Genomic DNA, 23,663 nt, shown 5'->3' with positions numbered 1-23,663 from the left:
ACGCGTGTTCGACGTCGGACTCGGCGAGATGGCGGTGCTGGTCGTCCTCGCCCTGGTCATCTTCGGAGACAAGCTGCCGCAGGTCGCCGGGCAGGCGGGCCGGATGCTGCGGCAGTTCCGGGAGATGGCGAACAGCGCCAAGGCCGACCTCCAGGAGGGTCTCGGCCCGGAGTTCAAGGACTTCGACATCACCGAGCTGCATCCGAAGACGTTCGTCCGGAAGCACCTCTTCGAGGACGAGAACGACTTCGTGAACGGCAAGGACGGCGGCCTCTTCGCCAACGAGCCCTCCTACGCGACGGCGGCGAGCGGCTCGGAGCTGGACTTCGGCGAACTGCCGCCGTTCGACAACGAGGCCACCTGAGCCGACGACCGGAACACGCAGAGCGAAGCCCCGCCGGGCGGACCCGGCGGGGCTTTCGCATTGTCGGCCTTCGCTTTGCGTGCCTTCTCCTTTGACCTTCCCTGCCCGATTCCCCGCCCTGATTCCTCGGCCCGGGTCGGCGGGTCAGCGCTTCTTCGGGGAGATGCCGAGGGACATCCCGGCGAGGCCGCGGGAGCGTCCCGCGAGCTTGTCGGCGATGGTGCGCAGCTCCTTGGCGGCGCCCGCGTCCGGGTCGGACAGGACCAGCGGGACGCCCTCGTCGCCGCCCTCCCGCAGCCGCGGGTCGATCTCGACTTGGCCGAGCATCGGGACGCGGGTGCCGAGCGTCTTCGTCAGCGCGTCCGCGACCGTCTGGCCGCCGCCCTCGCCGAAGATGTTCTGCCGCTCCCCGCAGTGCGCGCAGGTCAGGTAGGCCATGTTCTCGATCACGCCGACGACCTGCTGGTGGGTCTGCGCGGCGATCGCGCCCGCCCGCTCGGCGACCTCGGCGGCCGCCTGCTGCGGGGTGGTGACGACGAGGATCTCCGCGGACGGCAGCAGCTGCGCGACGGAGATCGCGATGTCGCCGGTGCCGGGCGGCAGGTCCATCAGCAGGATGTCGAGGTCGCCCCAGTAGACGTCCGCGAGGAACTGCTGGAGCGCCCGGTGCAGCATCGGCCCGCGCCACACGACCGGCTGGTTCCCGGCGGTGAACATGCCGACGGAGATGACCTTCACGTCGTGCGCGGACGGCGGCATGATCATGTCCTGGACCTTGGTGGGCGGCGCGTCCACCCCCAGCATCCGGGGCACCGAGTGGCCGTAGATGTCGGCGTCGACGACGCCGACCTTGCGGCCCTGGGCGGCGAGCGCGGCGGCCAGGTTCACGGTGACCGACGACTTGCCGACGCCGCCCTTGCCGCTCGCGACCGCGTACACCTTGGTCAGCGAGTTCGGCTTCGCGAACGGGATCTCCTTGGCGGGCTCGCCGCCGCGGAGCTTGGTCTGCAGGTCCTTGCGCTGCTCCTCGCTCATCACGTCGAGGTCGACCCGCACGGACGAGACGCCCGCGAGCTTCGACACGGCCTCGGTGACGTTCTTGGTGATCGTGTCCTTCATCGGACACCCCGCCACGGTCAGGAAGACGCCCACGCGGACGGTGCCGTCCGCGGCGATGTCGACGTCCTTGACCATGTCGAGCTCGGTGATCGGCTTGCGGATCTCAGGATCGAGCACCGTGGCCAGCGCCGCGGTCACCTGCTCGGTCGTCAACTGGGAGGCCATGCACCCATGGTATGAACCCGGACGCCCTCCCTGTTAATCAGGGGGTCCGGCGTACGATCGACCCGTGACCAACGGCACCCTGCCCGCCACCGAGCTGACCGTCTGGCGCGCCATGCTGCGCGCCCACGCGCGGATCGCCCGCCGGCTGCAGGCCGACCTGCTGGCCCGGCACGGTCTCGCGCCGGGCTCCTACGACGTGCTCACGAACCTCGGCGAGGCCCCCGGAGGACGGCTCCGGATGAACGACCTCGCCGACCGCGTCCTGCTGTCCCGCAGCGGTCTGACCAGGCTCGTCGACCGGATGGAGCGGGCCGGGCTGGTCGCCCGGCAGTCCTGCCCGAGCGACGCGCGCGGCCTCTACGCCGTGCTGACCGCCGCCGGGCGGGACCGGCTCGACGAGGCCACCCCGACCTACCGGCGGGGCGTCCGCGACTACCTGCTCAGCCACCTGGACGAACCCGACCTGCGCGCGCTCGGGCACCTCCTCGACCGGCTCACCGACGACGAGGTCCCCGCCCGCGCCTGACCGCCCAAGACCCGCACAGGCCCCGGGGCAGGGCTCCCGGGTCAGGGCGTCGGGGGGTCCTTGGCGTCCAGCTCCCGCATGATCTGCTGGAGCTCGGAGCGGAGGAAGTCGCGGGTGACGACCTCGTTCAGCGCCACCCGCAGCCCGGCGATCTCCCGCGTTAGGTACTCGGTGTCGGCGATGCTGCGCTCGTTGCGCGACCTGTCCTGCTCGTACTGGACGCGGTCCCGGTCGTCCTGCCGGTTCTGCGCGAGCAGGATCAGCGGCGCCGCGTAGGACGCCTGGAGCGACAGCATCAGCGTCAGGAAGATGAACGGGTACGGGTCGAACCTCAGGGAGGCTGGCGCGAGGAAGTTCCAGCCGAGCCAGACGGCGACGAACACCGTCATGTAGACGAGGAACCGCGCCGTCCCGAGGAACCGCGCGATGCGCTCGGACAGCCGTCCGAACGACTCGGGGTCGTAGTGCACTTGCGGGACGAGCGTCCGGCGGACCTCCCTCGGCTGGTCCAGGCGGGCCGTCAGCTGGCGTGTCGTCATCACGTGTCCCCCCGGAGGGCCTCTTCCTCGGGATCCGAGGTCTCGTCGGCGGCGGCGTCCATCGCCGCCTCCCGCCAGTCCTCGGGCAGCAGGTGGTCGAGGACGTCGTCGATCGTCACCGCGCCGAGCAGGTGGCCGTTCTCGTCCACGACGGCGCCCGCGACGAGGTTGTAGGTGGCGAGGAACATCGCCACCGCCTCCAGCGACATGACCGGCCGCAGCGGGTCGAGCTCGGCGTCCACGATGCCGCTGACCAGCGTCGGCGGCGGCTCGCGCAGCAGCCGCTGGAAGTGCACGGTGCCGAGGTAGCGGCCGGTCGGCGTCGCGGTCGGCGGCCGGCACACGTACACCTGCGCGGCGAGCGCCGGGTTCAGGTCGGGGCGGCGGATCAGCGCGAGCGCCTCCGCGACCGTCGCGTCCGGCGCGACGATCACCGGGTCGGTGGTCATCAGCCCGCCCGCCGAGTGGTCGGGGTAGGTGAGCAGCCGGCGGACGGGCGCCGCGTCCTGCGGCTCCATCAGCGTCAGCAGCCGCTCCCGCTGCTCGGTGGGCAGCTCGCCGAGCAGGTCGGCGGCGTCGTCCGGGCCCATCGCCTCCAGGACGTCGGCGGCCCGCTCCACGCCGAGCTTGCCGAGGATCTCGATCTGGTCGTCCTCGGGGAGCTCCTCCAGGATGTCGGCGAGCCGCTCGTCGTCCAGCGCGAGCGCGACCTCCGTCCGCCGCTTCTCCGGCAGCTCGTGGACGATGTTCGCGAGGTCGGCGGGCTTCATCCGCTCGAACGCGGCGATCAGCCCGGCCGCGCCCTGGCCGTGCTCGACGGCGGAGAAGCCCTCCAGCTCGTCCCAGTCGACGACCAGGCTCTCGCCGCGCTTGCGCAGGCCGCGCCCGGTACGGCGGCGGACGGCGACCTTGCCGACCAGCCAGTCGCGGGTGCGGGTCGGCTCCATCGCCACGTCCACGACGGAGACGTCCTCGCCGCCCTCGCGGAACCGGACCGTCCGGTCGAGCATCTCGGCGAGGACGAGCGTCTCGGACTCGCGCTTCTGGAACCGCCGCACGTTCAGCCGCCCGTCGAAGATCACCGCGTCCGCCTCGATCACGGTGACCCGGGTGATCGGCAGGAACACGGTGCGGCGCGTCGCCAGCTCCACCACCAGCCCGAGCACCCGCGGCGGGCGCGGCGCGAGGCGCAGCGCGACCACGACATCGCGGACCCTGCCGACCTGGTCGCCCGCCGGGTCGAACACCGCGATGCCCGCGAGCCGGGCGATGAACACCCGCGTCGGAGCTCCGCTCATGGCCTGGACACTACCCATGATCTACGCGCCGACCCGGACGCCCGGGGGTGCGGGGGGACCCCGGAGGACGCATGAGAAGGTGACGTCATGACCGACGTCCTGGTGGAGGATTTCGAGGAGCATCGGGGCCTGCTGTTCGCCGTGGCGTACCGGATGCTGGGCACGGCCGCCGACGCCGAGGACGCCGTGCAGGACGCCTGGCTGCGCTGGTCGGCCGCCGACCGCTCCGGGGTCGAGGACCCGAAGGCCTACCTCGTCCGGGTCACCACGAACGTCGCGCTCGACCGGCTGAGGTCGGCGCAGAGCCGCCGCGAGACCTACGTCGGGCCGTGGCTGCCGGAGCCGATGCTGACGTCCCCGGACGTCGCCGAGGACGCCGAGCTGTCGGAGTCGGTGTCGATGGCGATGCTCGTCGTCCTGGAGACGCTGAGCCCGCTGGAGCGGGCCGTGTTCGTCCTCAAGGACGTGTTCGGGTTCCCGTACGCGGAGATAGCCGCGGCGCTGGATCGGTCCGAGGCGTCCGTGCGGCAGCTCGGCACCCGCGCCCGCAGGCACGTGGAGGCGCGGCGGCCCCGCTACCAGGCCGGGGGCGCGGAGCGGCGCGCCGCCACCGAGCGGTTCCTCGACGTCGTCCTCGGCGGCGACATCAACCGGCTCATGGAGGTCCTCGCCCCGGACGTCACCCTGTGGACGGACGGCGGCGGCAAGGTCAGGGCGGCCCTCCGGACCATCACCGGCGCGGAGAAGGTCGGCCGCTGGCTCGCCGGGATCGTCGGGCGGCCGTACGTGGGCGTCGACCCGGCGGACATGAGCTTCCGCCGCGTGGACCTCAACGGCGAGCCCGCCCTCATCGTGGACGGTCCGGACGGCCCGATCGGCGCCGCCACCGTCGAGATCGACGACGCGGGACGGATCCACGCGATCCACCTCGTCGCGAACCCCGACAAGCTCCAGGCGATCGCGGAGGGCCGCAGCCTGCCGATGTGACGGGCGGTCCCGGGGGAGGCCCTACCGGTCGGCGGCGCGGCGCCTGCGGCCGAGCAGGCGGGGCGGGGCGCCCGCGGTCGTCGCCGGGGTCGGGACGGGACGCACCGCCGCGTACCCGTCCGCCGCCGTCACGACCTCCTCGACCGGGGTCAGCCGGACGATCCACGACTCGGTCGCCCAGCGCTCCACCTGCCCCTCGTGGGACGTCGCGTTCAGCCGCTCCTTGGCGAGCAGGGGCGCCACGGCGTCCCACAGCTCGGAGCCGGGCTCGACCGGCTCGGCGTCGGCGCTGAACGAGACCAGCCGCCCGCCCTTGTCCTTGCTCCGCAGGATCACGGTGACCTGCGCCGACTCCGGCAGGCCGGGCAGCGGCTGCTCGCCCTCCCCGCCGGTCAGCACGTAGGCGGACCCCTCGTGCCACACGTGCCAGGCGGCCCTGGGCTGCGGCAGTCCGGGGAGGTCCAGCCACATCAGCCCGGATTTCCTGGCCGCCTCCTCCACCAGCGCGGCGTTCAGCTCACCCATGCCGAAAGCGTCTCACACCAGGTCGATAGCATCCGGGCCATGCGCGTTCGACGTACCACCCTCGCCGTCCCGGCCAGCAATCCCCGTTTCGTCGAGAAGGCCCAGGGCCTTCCCGCGGACGAGATCCTCCTCGACCTGGAGGACGCGGTAGCCCCGTCCGCGAAGGAGGACGCCCGCCAGACGGTCGTCGCCGCGCTGAACGACGGCGACTGGTCCGGCAGGACGCGGGCCGTGCGCATCAACGACCTCGACACCCACTGGGCCTACCGGGACGTGATCGACGTCGTGGAGGGCGCGGGCGCGAACCTCGACGTCATCATGCTGCCCAAGGCGGAGGACGCGACGTACGTCCGGTGGCTCGACCGGCTCCTCACCCAGATCGAGCGGGCGAAGGGGCTGCCGGTCGGGCGCATCGGCATCGAGGCGCAGGTCGAGACCGCCCGGAGCATGGTCGAGATCGACGCGATCGCCGCGTCGTCGCCGCGCCTGGAGTCGCTCGTCCTCGGGCCGGGCGACCTGATGGCGTCCCTGAACATGAAGACGCTCGTCGTGGGCGAGCAGCCGCCCGGATACACCGAGGGCGACGCCTACCACTACATCCTCATGAAGATCCTGATGGCGGCCCGCGCCAACGACCTCCAGGCCATCGACGGGCCGTACTTCAACGTCCGGGACGTGGACGCGTTCACCCGGGTCGCGCGGCGCTCCGCCGCCCTCGGGTTCGACGGCAAGTGGGTGCTGCACCCGACCCAGATCGAGGCCGGGAACGCCGTCTTCTCGCCGGAGCAGGACGACTACGACCACGCCGAGCTGATCCTGGAGGCCTACCAGCGCGCCGTCGACGAGGGGCGCGGCGCGGCCACCCTCGGCGACGAGATGATCGACGAGGCGTCCCGCAAGATGGCGCTCGTCGTCGCCGCGAAGGGCCGCGCCGCCGGACTGACCCGTACCCGGAAGGGGTGAGCGGTCCCGCGCGGGGGTGAGGCGCGCGGCCGGTCCCTCCGGGAACCGGGGCACCGTACGATTCGTCCCACGTACGCGAAGGCTGACGGGGAGGTCGGACGTGTCAGAACCGGGGGGCTCGGACGGGTGGGCGCCGCTGGATCCCGACCTCGACGGCGCCGCGCGTCAGCCGCGACGCCCTGAGCCGCCGCCACAGGCCCCGCACGCACCCGAGCCGTACGCCGACCAGGGCCCGTACGCACCGGGCCCCTACGGGCAATACGGACAGCCTCAGCAGTACGGGCAGCCCGAGCAGTACGGCCAGCCTCAGCCATACGGGCAGCCTCAGCCATACGGACAGCAGTACGGGCCGTACGGCCGGTACGGGCAGCCGTACGGCGGCGGGTACGCGCCGCCGACGCCGTTCACGACGTCCCGGACGGAGGACGCGCCGCCCGGCGCCCCGTTCCACCGGCTGGCCCGCAACCCGCCGCACCGCTGGTGGCGCCCGCTGGCCGGGTCGCTGGTGATCGTCGCCGGGGGCATGGCCCTCGCGATCGGCGTCATGATCATCGGGATGATCGTCCGGACGGTGGTCGAGGGCGGCGTGCCGGACACCGGCTCCGACTCGGTCTTCGGCGACGACACGGCCGACCTCGCCTTCGACCTGGGCTCGCTCGCCCTGTTCCTGCCGGTGGCCCTGTTCGCCGCCTGGGGGGTGCAGCGGCGGCGGCCGGGCACCCTGTCGTCCGTCGCGGGCCGGCTGCGCTGGCGCTGGATGCTGGCCTGCTGCGGCCTGGCCGTCCTGTTCTGCCTCGTGTCGTTCGGGACGTCGATCGTCGCGGGCTCGACCGTGGACGACCAGTCGTCCGGCGACGAACACTGGGTCGGGTGGGGGCGCTTCCTCGCCCCCGCGATCGTCATCCTCCTGCTCGTGCCGTTCCAGTCGGCGGCGGAGGAGTACGTGTTCCGCGGCTGGCTGCTCCAGGCCGTCGGCGCGTGCACGCTGGAGGACGTCAGAGGGCGCGTCGGACGCGCCTTCAGCGTCGTCTTCCGCACTCCGTGGCCCGGCATCGTCGTCGGCTCGGCCCTGTTCACCTCGGGGCACGGCTACACCGGCTGGGGCATCCTCGACATCTTCTGCTTCGGCGCGGTGGCGGCGTGGCTGGCGGTGAAGACGGGCGGGCTGGAGTCCGGCATCGCGCTGCACGTGTTCAACAACCTGATGGCGTTCCTCTTCCCGGCCGCGATCGGCGAGCTGGACATCGAGCAGGGCGGCGTGCCGTGGCAGGTCGTCGCCGCCGACATCGCGCCGATGGCGCTCTACGCGGCGGCCGTCGTGTGGCTGGCGCGGCGGATGAGGATCCAGACCGTCACCGCCGGTCCGGAGGACGACGACGTCCCGGTCACGCCGACGCCGCCCCCGCACGCCACGCCGGTGTCATAGCAGGCCCCACAGCACGAGGGCGTCGACGAGGCCGGGCGTGACCGGCAGCTCGGGGATGCGCTCGGGCGGGATCCAGCCCGCCTCCGCCGCGTCGTCGCCCGCGCGGAGCGTCCCTCCGGTGACCGCGGCCGTGTAGTCGTGGATCTCGTAGGTGACGCCGCCGGGGCCGGGCCGCTCCACCGTCCCGGCGAGGGCGAGGGGCTCCACGTCGAGGCCGGTCTCCTCCCGCAGCTCCCGGGCGAGCGCGGCGGCGTCGTCCTCGCCCGGCTCGACCCGTCCGCCGGGGATGGACCAGAGGCCCTCGCCCGGCGGGCGCCCGCGCCGCACCATCAGCAGCCGTCCGCGGTCGTCCCGGACGACCGCTCCCACGCAGCGCACTCGCATGACCCCATTTTGACGCCCCTTTTTCGCCCGTCCGCCCGCCCCGCCTTGACGATCCGGGACGTGGCCGCGCAGGGTGGGTAGTCATGAGGGCCGAGCCCACCTGCCCGCGCTGCGCGGGCCCGCTGCACGAGCCGGGCCTCTGGTCGAGCGACTGGACCTGCGACGTGCACGGTGCCGTCCTGCCGAGGCAGCCGGCCAGGCGACCCGGCCCGGACGGGCTGGCCGCCGTGCTGCGCGAGACGCGGGTCCCCGTCTGGACGCCCTGGCCCCTTCCGCAGGGCTGGCTCGTCACGGGGTTCGCCACGGTCGGGGACGACCGCTCGGGCGCACGCGCGGCGGCCGTCGCCCTGTCCGGGCCGGGGCTGCTCAGCGGCCCCGCCGACATGGCGCTGATCGCCGAGGAGCCCGGCGTCGGGTTCGGCGCCTACCTCGCCGGGCTGGCGGGCCCCGATCCCGGCGCGGGGTTCGACGGCGGCCCGCCGCACGTGAAGCTCGACGTCAGCGGCCCCGCCGCGACCAACGACCACTCGCTGCCGATGTGGGCGGTCGACGGGCGCCCGGACCGCGCCGTCTACGTCGGCGAGGCGATGGGGAACTGGCTGTGGGCGGTGCTCTGGCCCGCCGACGCGGGCGTCCTGATGCTCGACAAGCAGAGCCTCCTCGACCTCCGGGAGCCCGGCATGGAGATCGACCTCCCCTACGGCGCGTTCAGCCCCCGGCTCGACGACTGACGCCGGGGGCCGACCGATGCGCATCGACCTGCACAGCCACAGCGCCATGTCCGACGGGACGCGCCCGCCCGCCGAGGTCGTCCGGCGGGCCCGGGAGCGGGGCCTGGACGTCCTCGCGCTCACCGACCACGACACCGTCGCCGGATGGGACGAGGCCGCCGCCGCCCTCCCTGACGGCCTGACCCTCGTCCCCGGCATCGAGCTGTCCTGCAAGCTGGACGGCCACAGCCTCCACATGCTCGGCTACCTGTTCGACCCGTCCGAGCCCGTCCTCGCCGCCGAACTCGCCCGGATCCGCGACGACCGCGTGATCCGCGCGCAGGGCATGGTCGAGCGCCTCCAGGAGCTGGGCGTGGACGTCACCTGGGACATGGTCCGCGGCCTGGCGGGCGGCGAGGCGATCGGACGTCCCCACGTCGCCCGCGCCATGATCGACGCGGGCGCGATCCGGACGGCCGACGAGGCGTTCACCGGCGACTGGATCGCCCAGGGCGGCCGCGCCTACGTCGAGCGGTACGCGCTCGACCCGGACGAGGCGATCCGGCTCGTCCGCGCGTCCGGGGGAGTGTGCGTCCTCGCGCATCCGCGGGCCCGCCGCCGCGGCTACACGGTCGGGGACGACGCCGTCGAGCGCCTCGCCGCCGAGGGCCTCGCCGGGATCGAGGTCGACCACCCCGACCACGCCCCCGACGACCGCGCCCGGTTGCGCGACCTCGCCGCCGCGCTGGGGCTCGCCGCGACCGGGTCCAGCGACGACCACGGCGCGCTGACCGGCGACCGGCTCGGCGCCGAGACCACCGACCCGGACGCCTTCGCGCAGCTCGCGGAGGCCGCGTCCGGTGATGATCTCCGCGACCGCTACCGGGGGCCCGAAGCACGGTAGGGTGCGAGGCGTGGAAGCGCGCATCGAACAGGTGGTGACGTCGGGCACGCTGTCCCTTGACGACACCGACCACGACGTCGAGAACAACACCTACATCGTCGGCGACGACGACGAGGTCATCGTCATCGACCCGGCGAACGACGCCGAGGCCATCCTCAAGGAGGTCGGCGACCGCGAGGTCATGGCCGTCCTCCTCACCGACGGCAACGAACACCGTCTGAGCGTGGTGCTCGAAGTCGCCGCCGCCGGGGAGGAGGACGAGGAGAACTGGGCCCCGATCGCGCTGCACCGCGCGGACCGGCTGCTCTGGCGTGACTACTTCGGCCGCCTCGCCAAGGAGGAGGAGGACGAGGACGACGCCAAGGCGCTGCGCTCCCTCGAACCCGACATCTGGCTCGAGGACGGCGGCATCTTCGAGATCGCCGACGCCCAGCTGGAGATCGTCCACACGCCGGGCCACACCCCCGGCAGCGTGTGCGTGATCAGCGAGCAGATCGGCGTGCTGTTCGCGGGCGACACGCTGCACCGGGGCCGTCCGGGCTCGATCGGCGGCGTCTACGAGGACCTGCGCAAGCAGCTCAACTCGATCGGCGCCCTGCTCACCCCGCTGCCGAAGGACCTGCGGATCCTGCCCGCCCAGGGCGAGGAGACCACGGTCGGCGACGAGGACTCCCGCTGGGAGACGTGGGGCGCGCTGGCGCGGGAGTCCGACGACTAGCGTGGAGCAGCTCGGCTTCGAGGGCATGCCGCGGCGGCTCTACACCTGCACGCCGTCGAGGCTGAACACCTGGCTCGACTGTCCCCGGCGGTACCGGATGACGTACCTCGATCGTCCGATGCCGCCGAAGGGCCCGCCGTGGGCGCACAACAGCGTGGGCGCGAGCGTCCACAACGCCCTGGCGGGCTGGTGGCGGCTGCCGCTGCGCGAGCGCACCCCCGAGGCGGCCGGACGGCTCCTCGTCCGCGGCTGGCTGACCGACGGCTTCCGCGACGACGCGCAGTCCGCCGAGTGGCGCGAGCGGGCCCGCGAGATGACCGAGCGGTACACGGCCGGGCTCGACCCGTCCGACGAGCCGCTCGGCGTGGAGCGGACCGTCGCGACCCGCACCGACCGCATCGCCGTGTCCGGGCGCATCGACCGGCTGGACGGCCGCGGCGCCGAGCTCGTCGTCGTCGACTACAAGACGGGGCGGCACGTCCTCACCGCCGACGACGCCCGCGGCTCGCTGGCCCTCGCCCTGTACGCGATCGCCGCCGCGCGGGTGCTGCGGCGCCCGTGCCACCGGGTGGAGCTGCACCACCTGCCGTCCGGCGAGGTCGCCGCGTGGGACCACACCGACGAGTCGCTGGCCCGGCACCTGCGCCGCGCCGAGTCGATCGCCGGGGAGGCCGCCGACGCCGACGAGGGGTACCGGGCCCGCGTCCCGAAGCCGCGTCCGGCGGGCGACGTCGACCACGCGCAGCACGACGACCTGTTCCCGCCGCGTCCCGGCAACCTGTGCTCGTGGTGCGACTTCGCCCGGCACTGCCCCGAGGGCCAGGAGGCCGCCCCGCGCAAGGAGCCCTGGGCGGCCCTGCCCGTAGACGCCCCCTGAGCCCGTCTAGGCGTGGGCCAGGGCCGTGCGGTCCGGCCAGCGGCGCGGGTCGCGGAGGCCGTAGAGGCCCTTGCCGACGTCGTAGCCCTCGGCGGCGAGCCGCTGCCTGGCACGTTCCAGCATGTCCCGCGTGTTCTTGGCGAAGGCATAGTCGTGCACCCGCTCCGGCAGCGAGTTCATCGTCAGCCGGAACGACCGAAGTGCCGCCGTCACCACCGGGCGGGGAAGCTCGGGAAGCGCCCCGTACATCTCGCGGGCCCAGTCGGGCAGCGAGTAGTAGCAGAGCGCGCCGAACGGGAAGTATCCCGGCTTCCCCGGCGCGAGGAACCTGAGGTTCTCCGGCATCGCCGGCCACATCAGGAACCGCACCGTGGCCGCCGCCTCCTCGGTGACCCGCAGCTTCGGCCGCGTCTCGGCGAGGTACGCCTCCAGTTCGGCGACGCTGCCGGGGACGTCCTCCGCGTGCAGCCCGACGTAGGTCGCGGTGTGGCGCTGCTCGTCCAGGTAGCGGTCGGCCATGGCGCGGGTCAGCGGCAGCCCGGCCCGCCGCGCCACGTCCAGGTACGAGGACACCTCGGCGCAGTGCACCCAGAGGAGGAGTTCCGGCTGGTCGAGCCGCTCCTTCCTGCCCGTGTCGTGGTTGAGGATCCGCAGGCTCCGGTGGATCTGCCGGACGCGGGACGCCAGCTCGTCGATCTCCTCGTGCGTCCCGAACGTGGAGACGCCGACGAAGTCGGCGGTGCGCTGGAGCCGCCCGAACGGGTCCTCCTGGAAGTTCGAGTTCTGCCAGACGCCCCACATCGCCATGGGGTGCAGCGCTTGGAGCATGAGGCCCCGCACGCCGCCGATCCACATGGTCCGGTCGAGATGGACGCGCCACGTGACGCTCTCGGGGGGCTGGACGGTCGCGGGCATCCTGCGGCACACCTCCATGAGACAGACTCAAGTAAGTGTGTCATTACTTGCCCGCGACCGCGACATGGGGGTCCGGTGAGGCCCGTCACCCCCGGTGGCCCGCCGCGCCGTTTAGACGGACGTCCGGTCGAGCAGCGCCCGCAGGCGGTCGGCGAACCGGGCGGGGTCGTCGGTGAAGCCGACGTGGTCGCCCGGGAACAGCGTCGGCTCGACCCCGAGATGCGCGGCGAGCGCCCGCGACGCCCGGTCGCAGAGCTGCCCCGCCGACGCCTCGCCGATCCCGACGACCAGCCGCTCCCGGACGGCGCGCAGCGCGTCGAGGTCGGGCGTCCAGCGGACGGTCTCGCGCATCTCGTGCGCGAACCAGCGGCGCTCGTCCGCCACCTGCCGGGGGTCGCGCTCCCCGCCGAACATCTGCTCCAGCACCGGGTCGGGCAGGTCGATGCCGGACGTCGCCATGAACTTCCGCCACGCCCCGATGACGTCGCCGTCGAGGTAGGTGGCGATCAGGTCGTCTGTGGCCTTGAGCAGCGCCTCGGCGTCCGGCAGGACCCGGTCGAGCGGCGGCTCGTGCGCGATCACCGTGCTGACCCGCTCGGGGTGCGACTGGGCCAGCGCCAGCACGGTGCAGGCGCCGCCGCTCGTCCCGAAGACGGTCGCCGGGCCCGCGCCCACCTCGGCGATCAGCCGGGCCAGGTCGTCCGCGCGCAGCGGCGGCGTCGAGTCCTGCGCCGGGTCGTCGACGGGGCTGCGGCCGATGCCGCGCGGGTCGGTCGTGAGGACGGTGCGGTCGGCGGCGAGCAGGTCGGCCAGCGGCTCGAACGCCGCGGCGTCCATGGGCGCGCCGACGAGCGCGACGAGCGGCCCCCGCCCGCGCACCTCGTAGTGCAGGCGGGCGCCGGGAACGCGCAGGGTACGGACGGACGTCATCGGGTCTCCTCCAGGCTTCGGCCGTTTGGAGGTGCAGACCTCCGTCCCCGCCGGAACTCATCGCCCCGCCGGGGACGTCGTCCGGCCATCCCCGCTCAGCGGACGGCGGTTCCCGCGATGAAGGCCGTCCCGACCGGCCGGACGCGCGCGGTCCAGCCCCAGCCCGCGAGGTCCCGGACGAGCCGCTCCGGTTCGTGGAAGACCTTCACGACGCGGTGCACGCTGCCGTCGTCCAGCGTCCGCCGGACGGCGGGCACGGGCTCCCCGTCGAGGACCTCCTCGTACACGGCCTCGCCCGGCCCGTTGTCGAGGAACACGGCGGTGCCGCCGGGGGCCAGGGCGTCCGCGACGGTCCGCCAGAACCCCGCGAGCCTTCCGGGCGGGACGTGCGACAGCCAGAACGCGAAGAAGACCGTGTCGTACCGCCGCTCCGGCCGCCACTCGAACAGGTCGGCGCGCGCGAACTCGACGTTCGGCGACGCCGCCCGCTCCCGCGCGATGGCGAGCGCCTCGGGCGCGGCGTCGAGCGCGGTCACGGACCGGGCCCGCGCGGCGAGGGAGCCCGTCCACTGGCCGGTGCCGCAGGCCAGCTCCAGCACGTCCCCGCCGACCGGCAGCTCCTCGAACACCGGCCGCAGTTCCGCGATGTCGTCGCGCTCCTCGTACTCCCTGTCGTACTCGGGCGCGCGGGCCCGGTAGTACGCGATCTGCTCCTGGACCATGGCGTCCGCGTCCATGGCGACACGGTAACCCGATCATGGAGTTCCGGCCATGCCCCCGGGCGGACGGCGTCAGTGGGCGGCCAGGTGCTCGTCCTTGAGTCCGCCCCGGATCATCTCGCGCAGCTCGGGCGTGTCCTCGTGCCCGTGGACGGAGGCCGCGTGCTCGGCGGCGGCGCGGACGACCTCGTCCTCCTCGCCGCTGATGGTGAGCGTGCAGCCCGACTCGCTCGGCATGTCCCGGCAGTCGGCGACCTTCCGCATCGTTCCTCCTCCCCGCACCGCATCGCCAGATTTCCCCCTCTTCGTGTTAAGCGTTACATATCCCCAGGTGAGCGGGAAGGGAGGCGGGGGCACGTCCCGGCCAAGTCTCGGTCACGCGGGCAAAGGAGCGCCCCCGCGCGCGGTCGGTCGCACCGTCGGCGCACCCGGTGTTCGGCCCCGGTGAGGGTGACGACCCACCGGTCGGTGATTCGATGATGATCTTGTATCAGACGCTAGGACCCACCCACCCCGCGCACGATCCAGCAAGCGCACCCATTCCAGGTGCAGCATGCACTATCGGCTAGAGGGCGGCGCGGTGGGCTTCGAGGAGGGCTCGGGAGTCGGCGGGGGAGAGGGTGACGTCTTCGAGGAGCTTCCAGGTGTCCCAGAGGTCGGCCTGGGCGGCGTCGATGCCGAGCGCGGTGTGGACGAGCGAGATCCGGTCGGTGACGCCCGGGAACTCCAGGACGTCGAAGGACCCGTTGAGGCCCGCGTGGACGCCGTTGGCCGTCGGGATGACCCGGACGGTCGACCGTCCGTCGGCGGCGAGGTCGAGCAGGTGCGTGAACTGGGCGCGCATGACGTCGGCGGGGCCGCCGTGGTGCTCCAGCATGTAGCCGTCGAGGATGACGTCCAGGGTGCGGGGCCTGCCGGACGGGGCGTGCCGCTGCCGGTTGCGGAGGAGGTCGAGCTCCTCCTCGACGTCCAGCCGGGGGACGTGGTGCTGGAAGAGCAGCCTGGCGTACTCCTCGCAGCGGACGAGCTCTGGCATCCGCGCGATGCCGAACGTGTGGATGATCGGGGACTCGGACTCGACGGTGTAGATGTCGCGGACGAGGGCCTTCAGCCGTCCGACGTGCCGCGCGAGCCACGGCGGGCCGGCCGGTCGGGACGCGAGGTCGACGAGGACGTCCCGGACCCGCGGCGGCGCGCCGTAGGCGTCCAGGATCTCGCCGACCTGGTCGGGCGTGACCTCGCCGAAGCCCGTCTCGACGCGGGCGAGCCAGTTGGCGTCGCGGCCGAGCAGGGACGCGGCCTCCGGATAGGACAGTTCGAGGATCTCCCGGATCTTCCGCAGGTGCTGCCCCAGGCTCCGGGCATTGATGTTGGGGGCTCGGTAATCCACCGGCATACGCCCAGCCTAGGCCGAATCCGGCTCCGGTGCGCACACTTCCGGTCGCCCAGCGTGCACATGTCGGATGTCCGTCTGGTGGATGTTCGGTGGCCTGGACGCTACCCCGGGCTCCGGCTCAGCCGAGCCCGGTGCGCTCCGCCTGCGCCCAGAAGTCGCGGAGGGCGGTGGCCGTGGTCTCGGGGGCGTCCCAGGCGGGGGAGTGCGCGGCGCTGGGGATCACGACCTTGGACGCGCCGAGCCGCTCGGCCATCTCGGCCTGGGCGGGCGGGAGCCAGACGTCGTCGTTCTCCCCGTAGAGGACGAGCACCCGGAGCCCGGTGTCGGCGCAGTGCTTGACCAGCTCGTCGACCCGGTCGGGCGCGCTGAGGATCTCGTCGGACATCCGGACGAGGCCCGTCTCGGAGTTGCCGAGCGTGCGCGCCTTGACGAAGGCGATGATCTCCTCGGGGACGCCGCGCGAGGAGTAGTCGGGCTCCAGGGCGATCTCCCAGATCGTCGGCATGCCGAGCTCGGGGATCGCGTCGCGCAGCGACTGCGCCCTGGTCGCGGCCTTCCCGGTGACGGCGGACGGCCCGGAGCTCATCAGCGTGAACGACGCGGGGCGCACCCGGTCGGCGAGCACCGCCTCCCGGCACACCAGGCCGCCGAAGGAGTGCCCGACGAGGTGCGCCGGGTCGGGGCCGAGCGCTTCGAGCAGGGCGGTGACGTCCTCGCCGAGGGCGGCGCGGCCGTAGGCGGCCTCGTCGTCCGGCCCGGCGGACTCGTACTGCCCGCGCATGTCGATCGAGAGGACGCGCCGGCCGGACGCCGCGAGGCTGTGCAGGACGGCGAGGAAGTCCTCCTTGCTGCCCGTCAGGCCGGGGACGAGGAGCGCCGGGCGGCGTTCGGGCACCCCGGATCCCGGGAGGGCCTCCAGGGCGGCGAACGAGCCGCGGGGGGTCTCGACGTTCGTCCGGCGCACGCCGGGGGGCAAGGTCAGGAACCGGGGCGTACTCACGGGGGACCACCATACTCAATGCGCGATGCTCACCGTTGGTGAGAAAGCGTCGGTGGTAGCGTCGCAGGGTGCGTCCGAAGCCTGCGATCTCCGCGCACCGCCGTGACGAGGCGGGCCTGGCGGGGCTCACCGAGGCCGTCGAGTCCGGGGCCGAGTACGTCGAGATCGACATCCGCCGGACGGGGGACGGGCGGCTCGTCGTCCACCACGACCCCGAGGTCGGCGGCCTGGCGCTGAAGCGGCTCACCTACCAGCGCGTGCAGGACCTGTCGCCGCGTCCCGTCCCGCTGGTCAGCGACGCCATGCGGATCATCGCGGGCCGCGCGCAGGGCCACCTCGACCTCAAGGAACGCGGCTGCGAGCACGAGACGGTCGAGCTCGCGATGGACGCGTTCGGGCCCGACGACTTCGTCGTCACCACCCGCGAGGTGGTCTCCCTCGTGCAGATCAAGAAGAGCTTCCCGCGCGCCCGGACGGCCCTGTCGGTGGGCCGCAACCTGTGGGAGCGCGGCGTCGCGCACGACTTCGCGCCGCTGCGGCTGATCCGCAAGGCGGGCGCCGACATGGTCGCCGTGAACCACCGGCTCGCCCGCGTCGGCGTGCTGCGCCAGTGCGCCCGCGCCGGGATCCCCGCCATGGTCTGGACAGTCAACGCCGAGCCCGTCATGCGCAGATTCCTGCGCGACCCGAGGGTCGCCGTCCTCGTCACCGACCGCCCCGGCACCGCGCTCGAACTCCGCGACCGCAAGGACTGACCCCAACCGGGGCAGAGACGACCGACCCGGCCGGAGGCGGAGACGGAAGAACCGCGAGACCGGGGCTCCGGTCTCGCGGTTCGGCGCTCTCTTGCTGTGTGCCGGTCGGACCGTGTGCTGGTCAGACCTCGTGTGGTGCTGGTCAGGCCGTCTGGGACTCGGCCTCGGCCGTCCCGGACGCCTGCGCCGCGGGCTTGCCGGCGCGGGTGCGGCGGCGGCTCCGGCTGCGCTTGCGCTCGGTGGCCACGGCGTCGACGACGTTGTCGTCCGCCGGGGCGCCGGCCTTGTGCGCGGCGGTCTCGGCCTCCGCCGCGGCGGCCTCGACCGGCTTGCCGGCGCGGGTCCGGGCCCGGTTGCGCTTGCGGCGGCGGGGCCGCGGGCGTTCCCGCTCGCGCTCCCGCTCCCGGTCGCGGACGTGGGTGCGGACCTTGCCGGTCTCGCCGATGTCCTCCAGCTCCTCGGCGTCCAGCCCGGCGCGCCCGCCGCGGAGCTCCGTGGGCAGCGTGCCCGTCGTCCCCTCGGGAATGCCGAGCGACTCGAAGAAGTGCGGGGACGTGGAGTAGGTCTCCTCCGGGGCGGCGAACGGCAGGTCGAGCGTGCCGTTGATCAGCTTCCACCGGGTGAGGTCGGACCAGTCGACGAAGGTGACGGCGACGCCCTCCTTGCCCGCGCGGCCGGTCCGGCCGATGCGGTGCACGTAGGTGTCGGCGCTGTCCGGGCACTCGTAGTTGACGACGTGGGTGACGTCGTCGACGTCGAGGCCGCGGGCCGCCACGTCGGTGGCCACGAGGACCCCGATCTTGCCGTTGCGGAACGCGCGCAGCGCGCGCTCCCGCTGGCTCTGCCCGAGGTCGCCGTGCACGGCGGCGGCGTCGAAGCCCCGCTTGGCGAGGTCGGCGGCCACCCGGTCGCAGGCCCGCTTGGTCTGGCAGAAGATCATCGTCAGCCCGCGGCCGTCGGCCTGCAGGAGGCGCGCGAGCATCTCCGGCTTGTCCATCTGGTGGGCCTGGAAGACGTGCTGGACGACCTGCGGCGTCGCCTCCGACTCGGTGTGCGACTCGGCCCGCACGTTGGTGGGCCTGGTCAGGTACCGGCGCGACAGCGCGACGATCTCGCCCGGCATCGTCGCCGAGAACATCATCGTCTGGCGCTTGGCCGGGACGCGCTCGATGATCCGCTCGATGTCGGGCAGGAACCCGAGGTCGAGCATGCGGTCGGCCTCGTCCAGCACCAGGACGCCGACCTTCGACAGGTCGAGGTGCTTCTGCTTGACGAGGTCGAGCAGCCGGCCCGGCGTGCCGACGACCACGTCGACGCCCTCGCGGAGCGCGTCGATCTGCGGCTCGTAGGCCCGTCCGCCGTAGACGGACAGGACGCGCGTGCCGAGCTTGCCGCCCGCCACGAGCAGGTCGTCGGTGACCTGGAGGGCCAGCTCGCGGGTCGGCGTCACGACGAGCGCGCGCGGCTCGCGGCCGCCGTGCTCGCTGCGCTGCAGCAGCGCCACGCCGAAGGCGAGGGTCTTGCCGGTGCCGGTGCGGGCCTGGCCGATGATGTCGTGCCCGCCCAGCGCGATCGGCAGGGCGAGCTCCTGGATGGGGAACGCTTCGACGATGCCCTCCGCTTCAAGGGCATCTGCTATCTCGGGGACGACCCCGAGTTCACGAAAGGTAGTCAGGGCTTTCAGCCTCCAATATGCGGGGTCTCCACTCCCGGGTGCGGCGCGGCACGACCGAGGGCGTCGGCGTAGGGACATGCCCGCCGCTCGTTTCCTGTGGCCGCGCGCTCGCGCGGGAGGGACCAGCCGTTGCTCAAAATCTCTCGGCGACCGCAGTCAGGGGTTGAAAGCAGTCACTCGCTGTGGCTGCGTGCGGTCACACTCCGCGACGCAGTGTACCGACCGTTGATTCCATACACCAATAGCCGTTCACCGCACCCAACGTTTCCACGGTTTCGTCTATTCCATGCCCCGCCCGCCAGGGACTATCCGCCGCGGGAAGATCGGCGCGGCGGGCCCGCCGCGCCGCCGCCGCGGCGGCCACATCCGGACACGCCGGTTCCGCCGGGAATGGCCGAAGGCCCCCGCCGCGGACGGCGGGGGCCTTCGGGCAGCGCATCGTCGGCGCCTTCTCCGGACGGTCAGAACGTGCGGCGGCGGGCCCGCAGGCCGTGTCGCCGGCCGCCGCCGATGCCGCGCGTGTTCGCGGACGTGAGCACCGCCACACCGAGCGCGGCGACCAGCACCGAGAATATGAACGCGATGATCGCGCCCGCGCCGAGCGCGTTCGCGATGACGCCGCCGACTATCGCGCCGACGATCCCGGCGAGGATCGTGAGCGGGATGCCGATCGGGTTGCGTCCGGGGAGGAGGAGCCGTGCCAGAGCCCCGATGACGGCACCGACGACGATGAACCAGAGAATCGTCGTGAGCATGTCGATCATCCTTCGTGTTCCGAGGCCCGCGAGGTGCGGTCCGTGGTCGGAGATCGGTGTGCCCACTCAGTCGGAATCAAACAAAGCCCAGGTCAAAAGTTATCTACTGGCGCGAAGACGTCCCGGGCACGGCTCACCCGCACCCGCACCGGCATCGCGTGCCCGGCGGCTCAGGTGTACTGGCCGCCGAAGCCGACGCTGCGCTGCTCGTCCTCGGAGATCTCCAGGTAGGCGAGCCGCGCGGCGGGGACGACGACCCGTCCGGCGCGGCGGTCGCGGAGCACGAGCACGCCGTTCGGCTCGGCGAGCGCGGCGGCCAGCGCGGCCTGCACCTCGTCGGCCGACTGGCCGGTGTCGACCTCGAGCTCCCTCGGAACGTTCTGCACGCCGATGCGGACCTGCACGCGTTGCTCCCGTCGTCCGTCGCGTCCCGCCGACCTCCGGCGGTCCGTCTCCGATGGTCGCATGTGGATCACCGGATGCGCCGCCGCCGGGTTCGGCCCTGGGTGAAACCTCGGCTGTGCGTGAGACCCGTCAGGACGCGTCGGCGCGCGGGAAGCCGGAGATGCCGCGCCAGGCCAGCCGGGCGATGATCTTCTCGGCGGTGTCCTTCGGGACCGCGCGCTGCTGGGACAGCCAGTAGCGGGCGCTGACCTCGGCCATCCCGACGAGGCCCATGCCGAGCAGGTGCGCCTCGTCGTTCGGGGCGTCGGTGTCCTCGGCGATGACCTGGGCGATCATCTCGGCGCACTGCTGGTTGGCGCGGTCGACGCGGGCCCGGACGGGCGCGACGTTGCGCAGGTCGGACTCGAACACCAGCCGGTACGCCTCGCCGTCGCCCGCGACGAAGTCGTAGAACGCCCCTATGCTCGCCTGGACGCGGAGCTTGTTGTCCGTGGTGGACTCCAGCGCCTCGCGGACGGTGTTCACGAGCGCCTCGGCGTGCTCGTCCAGCAGCGCGAGGTACAGCTCAAGCTTGCCCGGGAAGTGCTGGTAGAGCACGGGCTTGCTGACGCCCGCGCGCTCGGCGATCTCGTCCATCGCAGCGGCGTGGTACCCCTGCGCGACGAACACCTCCTGGGCCGCGCCGAGCAGTTGCCTGCGGCGCGCCAGCCGCGGCAGCCTGGTGCCGCGGGGGCGTGCGTCCGGGGTCGCTGTCACCACCATCTCCGATCAGCGGTCGTCGCGGCGGATCCGGGGTCGTCCGCCGCGCGGGAACAATCACCTCATCGTACGCGGGAGTAACTCCGTCGGTCACGGCAAACGGCCGCCGGCGTTCCTTCGCGCAGGTCAGTGTATTTCCGGGGACGGCCTCCGGGCATCCCCGCCCCGGTTTTCGGGAAACCTTCTTTTCAATGCGCCGGCGCACCGGACGGCGCGCCGGCGCGGGGTCAGCGGTACTCGTCCTCGTCGAGACGGACCTCGCGCAGTTGCTCCGCGGCGTCGGCCTCGTTGGCCTCGTCCGGCAACTGCGCGGACCATTCGCGGGGGGCGTCGTCGTCCAGCGCGGCGCGCTGCTCGGCGGCGTCGGCCTCGTTCGCCTCCGCCACCGCGACGTCCTCGGCGGCGTCCTCCACGGCGTCGGACGGCGTTTCCAGGTCGTCGGTCTCGCTCATCACGGGTCCTCCTCGCGCGTGCTCTCGTCGCGGGCCGCCGCGCACGCCGCGGCCAGTTCGCGCAGCGGCGCCTCCACCGACTCGCCGTACGTCGGGAAGGCGTGGACGACGTCGGCGAGCAGGCTCAGCGGCGTCTCCGCGCGGATGGCGAGGGCGATCTCGCTCATCCACTCCTCCGCGCCGAGCCCGGCCGCGGCGGCGCCGACCAGCAGCCCGCGGGCGCGGTCGGCGTACAGCTCGACCCGGCCGCGCTCGTCCGCCCCGACCGCCGCCCGGGCGGTCGCGGCGAGGTCGTACCCGGCGGTGCGGAGGTCTATGCCGAGTTCGGCCGCCCGGCTCGGCGAGATCCCCACCGAGTAGACGGTGGGGTTCGTGTAGACGACGCGGGGGATCGCGCGGTAGTCGGCCTCGCGGCGGTGCCCGAGCAGGTTGGAGAGGACCACCCGCGCCTGGTAGCGGGCCGCGTGGGTGGTGCGCGCGACGCCGGTGACGTCGCCCGCCGCCCACACGCTCCCGGTCGCGGACGGCACCCGGCACGTCTCGTCCACCGGCAGGCCGTGGCCCGGCGCGACCGCGACGCCGAGGTGCTCCAGCCCGAGGCCCTCGACGCGCGGGCGCCGCCCGGCCGCGACGAGGACGCGGTCGGCGTCGAGCGTGCCGCCGTCCGACAGCCAGAGGCGGAGCCCGGTGTCCTTGCGCTCGACGTTGCCGAGACCGGCGCCGAGCCGCAGGTCGACGCCCATCCGGCGGAGCTCGTCGGCGAGCGCCTCGCCCGCGAACGGCGCCTCCGCGGTGAGCAGCCGCCCGGACGCCTCGACCACCGCGACCTGCGACCCGAACGCCGCGTAGACCTGCGCCAGCTCGCAGCCGACCGGGCCGCCGCCGAGGATCACCAGGCGGCGCGGCAGGTCGGGCACGGACAGGGCCTCGTCGCTCGTCCACAGCGGGACGTCGGCGAGCCCGTCCGCCGCCGGGACGACGGGCTCGCTCCCGGTGCAGACGACGAGGTCGGCGAAGCCGTGCTCGACGCCGTCCACCTCGATCCGGCCCGGCGCGGCGACGCGCCCCGCTCCTCGCAGCACGGTGACGCCCGCCTCGGCCATCCGCGCGACGGCGGGGTCGTCGGAGCGGCGGCCGGTCAGCTCGTCCCGCCGGGCGAGCGCCATCTCCCAGGTCTCGCCGCGCCGCGCCGACAGCAGCAGGCTCTTGGACGGCACGCACGCGAAGTACGGCGACTCGCCGCCGACCAGGCGGTTCTCGACGAGCGCGACGTCCCGTCCGGCGCGGGCGAGGCCGGCGGCCACCAGTTCGCCCGCCGTCCCCCCGCCCAGCACCACGGCGTCGTAATGGTGGTTGCGCGCCAACTTGCCCTTCCTTCCGCCCGGTGGATCCCCGGCGACCATGGTGGCGGAATCCGGCGCCGGAGAGTGCCGGTTCGACCACATAGGGCACGTGAATCACGGACGGCGGCGCGTTAGGGAATCGGTCGCCCGCCGTTCAGCAGCGGTTCCAGGAGGTCGCCGTGCTCGTCCACGCGGTCGAGGACGTCGGCCGGGGAGAACACCAGGTCGGCGGCGTCTGCGCAGGAGTCCAGCTCGGCCCATGTGATCGGCGTCGACACCGAGGGGCTGCGCGCGGCGCGCAGGGAGTAGGGCGCGACGGTGGTCTTGGCCGGGTTGTTCTGCGACCAGTCGACGAAGATCTTGCCCTTGCGGAGCCGCTTCTCCATCTTCGCGACGACGAGCTTCGGATGCTCCTCGGCGAGGCGCTGCGCCGCCGCCTTCGCGTACTCGGACGTCCGCTCCGCGTCCTTCGGCTCCTCCACCGGGACGTACAGGTGCAGGCCCTTCTTGCCACTCGTCTTCGGGTACGACTCCAGGCCGTCCTCGGCGAGCAGGTCGCGGAGCAGCCGCGCCACCTCGCACGCCTCCACGATCGTGGCGGGGTCGCCCGGGTCCAGGTCGAAGACGATCAGGTCGGGGGTGTGGACCTTGCCGCGCGGCCCGACCTTCCACTGCGGGACGTGCAGCTCCAGCGCGGCGAGGTTGGCGCACCAGACGAGGGTGGCCAGGTCGTCCACGACGACGAAGTCGAGCGTGTCGCGTCCGGTCGAGCTGCCGGGCGTCGGGATCGTCGCCGTCCGCACCCAGTCGGGCGTGTGGGACGGCGCGTTCTTCTCGAAGAACTTGCCGCCGTCGATACCGTCCGGCCAGCGGATGCGGGTGGCGGCGCGGTCCTTCAGGTGGGGCAGCATCACGGGGGCGACGCGGGCGTAGTAGTCGATGACCTCGCCCTTGGTGAACTCGGGGTACATGTCCTTGTCGAGGTTGGACAGGGACAGGCGCCGCCCGTCCACCTCGACGCTGGTTCGCTTAGAACTCACGGATGCTCCGGTGC

28 protein-coding genes are annotated in these 23,663 nt (G+C 73.2%); 10 read left to right on the top strand and 18 right to left on the bottom strand.

The window, feature by feature from the left end; translation table 11 throughout:
- Positions 1–4 precede the first annotated feature (4 nt).
- Positions 5–364 carry a sec-independent translocase gene (locus FXF68_RS15160; protein WP_148759634.1) on the top strand — a complete coding sequence of 120 codons (360 nt, stop codon included), beginning with the start codon at positions 5–7 and terminating at the stop codon, positions 362–364.
- 144 nt (positions 365–508) lie between these two features.
- Here the strand turns inward: FXF68_RS15160 and FXF68_RS15155 are convergent, their stop codons facing one another.
- Positions 509–1,648: an Mrp/NBP35 family ATP-binding protein gene (locus FXF68_RS15155; protein ID WP_148759633.1), complete on the bottom strand. Its 1,140-nt coding sequence runs from the start codon at positions 1,646–1,648 to the stop codon at positions 509–511.
- A 64-nt stretch (positions 1,649–1,712) separates the two neighbouring features.
- Between FXF68_RS15155 and FXF68_RS15150 the strand changes: the two genes are divergently transcribed.
- A complete protein-coding gene (locus tag FXF68_RS15150; protein ID WP_246178705.1) occupies positions 1,713–2,174 on the top strand; it encodes a MarR family winged helix-turn-helix transcriptional regulator in 462 nt (153 codons plus the stop codon).
- Between the two features lie 41 nt (positions 2,175–2,215).
- On the opposite strand, the gene FXF68_RS15145 is transcribed toward FXF68_RS15150, so the two are convergent.
- Together FXF68_RS15145 and FXF68_RS15140 are read right to left on the bottom strand one after the other, a co-directional pair.
- A complete protein-coding gene (locus FXF68_RS15145) occupies positions 2,216–2,713 on the bottom strand; it encodes a DUF1003 domain-containing protein (RefSeq protein WP_148759632.1) in 498 nt (165 codons plus the stop codon).
- Entirely contained in the window at positions 2,713–4,011 is a 1,299-nt protein-coding gene (locus tag FXF68_RS15140; protein WP_148759631.1) for a magnesium transporter MgtE N-terminal domain-containing protein, read from the bottom strand. The genes FXF68_RS15145 and FXF68_RS15140 overlap by 1 nt, the downstream gene beginning before the upstream one ends.
- 87 nt (positions 4,012–4,098) lie before the next feature.
- Here FXF68_RS15140 and FXF68_RS15135 point away from each other — a divergent pair, with 87 nt between their 5' ends.
- Complete coding sequence (locus FXF68_RS15135) at positions 4,099–4,998, top strand: RNA polymerase sigma-70 factor (protein ID WP_148759630.1); 900 nt, start codon at positions 4,099–4,101, stop codon at positions 4,996–4,998.
- Positions 4,999–5,019: 21 nt separating this feature from the next.
- Here FXF68_RS15135 and FXF68_RS15130 read toward each other — a convergent pair whose 3' ends face one another.
- Entirely contained in the window at positions 5,020–5,523 is a 504-nt protein-coding gene (locus FXF68_RS15130) for a hypothetical protein (protein ID WP_148759629.1), read from the bottom strand.
- Between the two features lie 39 nt (positions 5,524–5,562).
- Here FXF68_RS15130 and FXF68_RS15125 point away from each other — a divergent pair, with 39 nt between their 5' ends.
- Together FXF68_RS15125 and FXF68_RS15120 are read left to right on the top strand one after the other, a co-directional pair.
- Positions 5,563–6,486, top strand: a complete 924-nt coding sequence (locus FXF68_RS15125) for an HpcH/HpaI aldolase/citrate lyase family protein (protein WP_148759628.1) — start codon at positions 5,563–5,565, stop codon at positions 6,484–6,486.
- A 100-nt stretch (positions 6,487–6,586) separates the two neighbouring features.
- Positions 6,587–7,912, top strand: coding sequence for a CPBP family intramembrane glutamic endopeptidase (locus FXF68_RS15120; protein WP_148759627.1), 1,326 nt, complete (start codon positions 6,587–6,589; stop codon positions 7,910–7,912).
- Here FXF68_RS15120 and FXF68_RS15115 read toward each other — a convergent pair.
- The gene (locus FXF68_RS15115; protein ID WP_148351324.1) at positions 7,907–8,296 is read right to left on the bottom strand and encodes an NUDIX hydrolase; all 390 of its coding nucleotides are present in this window, start codon (positions 8,294–8,296) and stop codon (positions 7,907–7,909) included. The genes FXF68_RS15120 and FXF68_RS15115 overlap by 6 nt on opposite strands.
- 83 nt (positions 8,297–8,379) lie before the next feature.
- On the opposite strand from FXF68_RS15115, the gene FXF68_RS15110 reads away from it, so the two are divergent.
- From FXF68_RS15110 to FXF68_RS15095, 4 genes are read left to right on the top strand one after another with little or no spacing between them, the layout of a single operon-like run.
- On the top strand, positions 8,380–9,027 hold the full coding sequence (locus tag FXF68_RS15110; RefSeq protein ID WP_148759626.1) for a DUF6758 family protein: 648 nt from the start codon (positions 8,380–8,382) through the stop codon (positions 9,025–9,027).
- Between the two features lie 16 nt (positions 9,028–9,043).
- Positions 9,044–9,910: a PHP domain-containing protein gene (locus tag FXF68_RS15105; protein ID WP_148759625.1), complete on the top strand. Its 867-nt coding sequence runs from the start codon at positions 9,044–9,046 to the stop codon at positions 9,908–9,910.
- Between the two features lie 10 nt (positions 9,911–9,920).
- Positions 9,921–10,628 carry an MBL fold metallo-hydrolase gene (locus FXF68_RS15100; RefSeq protein WP_148759624.1) on the top strand — a complete coding sequence of 236 codons (708 nt, stop codon included), beginning with the start codon at positions 9,921–9,923 and terminating at the stop codon, positions 10,626–10,628.
- A 1-nt stretch (position 10,629) separates the two neighbouring features.
- Positions 10,630–11,505 (top strand): RecB family exonuclease, encoded by an 876-nt coding sequence (locus FXF68_RS15095; protein ID WP_148759623.1) that lies wholly within the window; start codon positions 10,630–10,632, stop codon positions 11,503–11,505.
- A 6-nt stretch (positions 11,506–11,511) separates the two neighbouring features.
- On the opposite strand, the gene FXF68_RS15090 is transcribed toward FXF68_RS15095, so the two are convergent.
- The 6 genes from FXF68_RS15090 to FXF68_RS15065 all read right to left on the bottom strand — a co-directional run bounded on the left by FXF68_RS15090 (position 11,512) and on the right by FXF68_RS15065 (position 16,465).
- Positions 11,512–12,420, bottom strand: coding sequence for an oxygenase MpaB family protein (locus tag FXF68_RS15090; RefSeq protein WP_148759622.1), 909 nt, complete (start codon positions 12,418–12,420; stop codon positions 11,512–11,514).
- 111 nt (positions 12,421–12,531) lie between these two features.
- Positions 12,532–13,350 (bottom strand): alpha/beta fold hydrolase, encoded by an 819-nt coding sequence (locus FXF68_RS15085; protein ID WP_148759621.1) that lies wholly within the window; start codon positions 13,348–13,350, stop codon positions 12,532–12,534.
- A 95-nt stretch (positions 13,351–13,445) separates the two neighbouring features.
- Positions 13,446–14,087: a class I SAM-dependent methyltransferase gene (locus FXF68_RS15080; RefSeq protein WP_148759620.1), complete on the bottom strand. Its 642-nt coding sequence runs from the start codon at positions 14,085–14,087 to the stop codon at positions 13,446–13,448.
- A gap of 54 nt (positions 14,088–14,141) precedes the next feature.
- Positions 14,142–14,333, bottom strand: a complete 192-nt coding sequence (locus FXF68_RS15075) for a DUF1059 domain-containing protein (RefSeq protein ID WP_148759619.1) — start codon at positions 14,331–14,333, stop codon at positions 14,142–14,144.
- A 301-nt stretch (positions 14,334–14,634) separates the two neighbouring features.
- Entirely contained in the window at positions 14,635–15,465 is an 831-nt protein-coding gene (locus FXF68_RS15070; protein WP_148759618.1) for a helix-turn-helix domain-containing protein, read from the bottom strand.
- A 118-nt stretch (positions 15,466–15,583) separates the two neighbouring features.
- Positions 15,584–16,465, bottom strand: a complete 882-nt coding sequence (locus FXF68_RS15065; protein WP_148759617.1) for an alpha/beta fold hydrolase — start codon at positions 16,463–16,465, stop codon at positions 15,584–15,586.
- 68 nt (positions 16,466–16,533) lie between these two features.
- Here FXF68_RS15065 and FXF68_RS15060 point away from each other — a divergent pair, with 68 nt between their 5' ends.
- On the top strand, positions 16,534–17,220 hold the full coding sequence (locus FXF68_RS15060; protein WP_148759616.1) for a glycerophosphodiester phosphodiesterase: 687 nt from the start codon (positions 16,534–16,536) through the stop codon (positions 17,218–17,220).
- 142 nt (positions 17,221–17,362) lie between these two features.
- Here FXF68_RS15060 and FXF68_RS15055 read toward each other — a convergent pair whose 3' ends face one another.
- The 7 genes from FXF68_RS15055 to ligD form a co-directional block, all read right to left on the bottom strand.
- Positions 17,363–18,973, bottom strand: a complete 1,611-nt coding sequence (locus FXF68_RS15055; protein WP_148759615.1) for a DEAD/DEAH box helicase — start codon at positions 18,971–18,973, stop codon at positions 17,363–17,365.
- A 383-nt stretch (positions 18,974–19,356) separates the two neighbouring features.
- Positions 19,357–19,650, bottom strand: a complete 294-nt coding sequence (locus FXF68_RS15050; protein WP_148759614.1) for a GlsB/YeaQ/YmgE family stress response membrane protein — start codon at positions 19,648–19,650, stop codon at positions 19,357–19,359.
- A 170-nt stretch (positions 19,651–19,820) separates the two neighbouring features.
- The gene (locus FXF68_RS15045; protein WP_148351338.1) at positions 19,821–20,054 is read right to left on the bottom strand and encodes a DUF3107 domain-containing protein; all 234 of its coding nucleotides are present in this window, start codon (positions 20,052–20,054) and stop codon (positions 19,821–19,823) included.
- Positions 20,055–20,184: 130 nt separating this feature from the next.
- Positions 20,185–20,811, bottom strand: coding sequence for a TetR/AcrR family transcriptional regulator (locus tag FXF68_RS15040; RefSeq protein ID WP_148759613.1), 627 nt, complete (start codon positions 20,809–20,811; stop codon positions 20,185–20,187).
- 230 nt (positions 20,812–21,041) lie between these two features.
- Positions 21,042–21,266, bottom strand: coding sequence for a hypothetical protein (locus FXF68_RS15035; RefSeq protein ID WP_148759612.1), 225 nt, complete (start codon positions 21,264–21,266; stop codon positions 21,042–21,044).
- A complete protein-coding gene (locus FXF68_RS15030) occupies positions 21,266–22,630 on the bottom strand; it encodes a dihydrolipoyl dehydrogenase family protein (RefSeq protein WP_246178704.1) in 1,365 nt (454 codons plus the stop codon). Before FXF68_RS15030 ends, FXF68_RS15035 begins: the two co-directional genes overlap by 1 nt.
- Positions 22,631–22,740: 110 nt before the next feature.
- Entirely contained in the window at positions 22,741–23,649 is a 909-nt protein-coding gene (gene ligD / locus FXF68_RS15025) for a non-homologous end-joining DNA ligase (RefSeq protein ID WP_148759611.1), read from the bottom strand.
- Positions 23,650–23,663: the final 14 nt, after the last annotated feature.

It is taken from the genome of Actinomadura decatromicini (assembly GCF_008121305.1).
Taxonomy (GTDB): domain Bacteria; phylum Actinomycetota; class Actinomycetes; order Streptosporangiales; family Streptosporangiaceae; genus Spirillospora; species Spirillospora syzygii.
The sequence above is the reverse complement of the archived record's forward strand: the minus strand, read 5'-3'. Positions and strand labels throughout refer to the sequence as shown.

Bases quoted from the DNA above. Each gene is read 5' to 3' on its own strand.
- FXF68_RS15090 (WP_148759622.1), bottom strand. From the start codon at position 12,420: ATGCCCGCGACCGTCCAGCCCCCCGAGAGCGTCACGTGGCGCGTCCAT.
- FXF68_RS15075 (WP_148759619.1), bottom strand. From the start codon at position 14,333: ATGCGGAAGGTCGCCGACTGCCGGGACATGCCGAGCGAGTCGGGCTGC.
- FXF68_RS15140 (WP_148759631.1), bottom strand. From the start codon at position 4,011: ATGAGCGGAGCTCCGACGCGGGTGTTCATCGCCCGGCTCGCGGGCATC.
- FXF68_RS15085 (WP_148759621.1), bottom strand. From the start codon at position 13,350: ATGACGTCCGTCCGTACCCTGCGCGTTCCCGGCGCCCGCCTGCACTAC.
- FXF68_RS15110 (WP_148759626.1), top strand. From the start codon at position 8,380: ATGAGGGCCGAGCCCACCTGCCCGCGCTGCGCGGGCCCGCTGCACGAG.
- FXF68_RS15080 (WP_148759620.1), bottom strand. From the start codon at position 14,087: ATGGACGCGGACGCCATGGTCCAGGAGCAGATCGCGTACTACCGGGCC.
- FXF68_RS15055 (WP_148759615.1), bottom strand. From the start codon at position 18,973: ATGTCCCTACGCCGACGCCCTCGGTCGTGCCGCGCCGCACCCGGGAGT.
- FXF68_RS15050 (WP_148759614.1), bottom strand. From the start codon at position 19,650: ATGCTCACGACGATTCTCTGGTTCATCGTCGTCGGTGCCGTCATCGGG.
- FXF68_RS15105 (WP_148759625.1), top strand. From the start codon at position 9,044: ATGCGCATCGACCTGCACAGCCACAGCGCCATGTCCGACGGGACGCGC.
- FXF68_RS15145 (WP_148759632.1), bottom strand. From the start codon at position 2,713: ATGACGACACGCCAGCTGACGGCCCGCCTGGACCAGCCGAGGGAGGTC.
- FXF68_RS15130 (WP_148759629.1), bottom strand. From the start codon at position 5,523: ATGGGTGAGCTGAACGCCGCGCTGGTGGAGGAGGCGGCCAGGAAATCC.
- FXF68_RS15125 (WP_148759628.1), top strand. From the start codon at position 5,563: ATGCGCGTTCGACGTACCACCCTCGCCGTCCCGGCCAGCAATCCCCGT.
- FXF68_RS15070 (WP_148759618.1), bottom strand. From the start codon at position 15,465: ATGCCGGTGGATTACCGAGCCCCCAACATCAATGCCCGGAGCCTGGGG.
- FXF68_RS15035 (WP_148759612.1), bottom strand. From the start codon at position 21,266: ATGAGCGAGACCGACGACCTGGAAACGCCGTCCGACGCCGTGGAGGAC.
- FXF68_RS15115 (WP_148351324.1), bottom strand. From the start codon at position 8,296: ATGCGAGTGCGCTGCGTGGGAGCGGTCGTCCGGGACGACCGCGGACGG.
- FXF68_RS15135 (WP_148759630.1), top strand. From the start codon at position 4,099: ATGACCGACGTCCTGGTGGAGGATTTCGAGGAGCATCGGGGCCTGCTG.
- FXF68_RS15155 (WP_148759633.1), bottom strand. From the start codon at position 1,648: ATGGCCTCCCAGTTGACGACCGAGCAGGTGACCGCGGCGCTGGCCACG.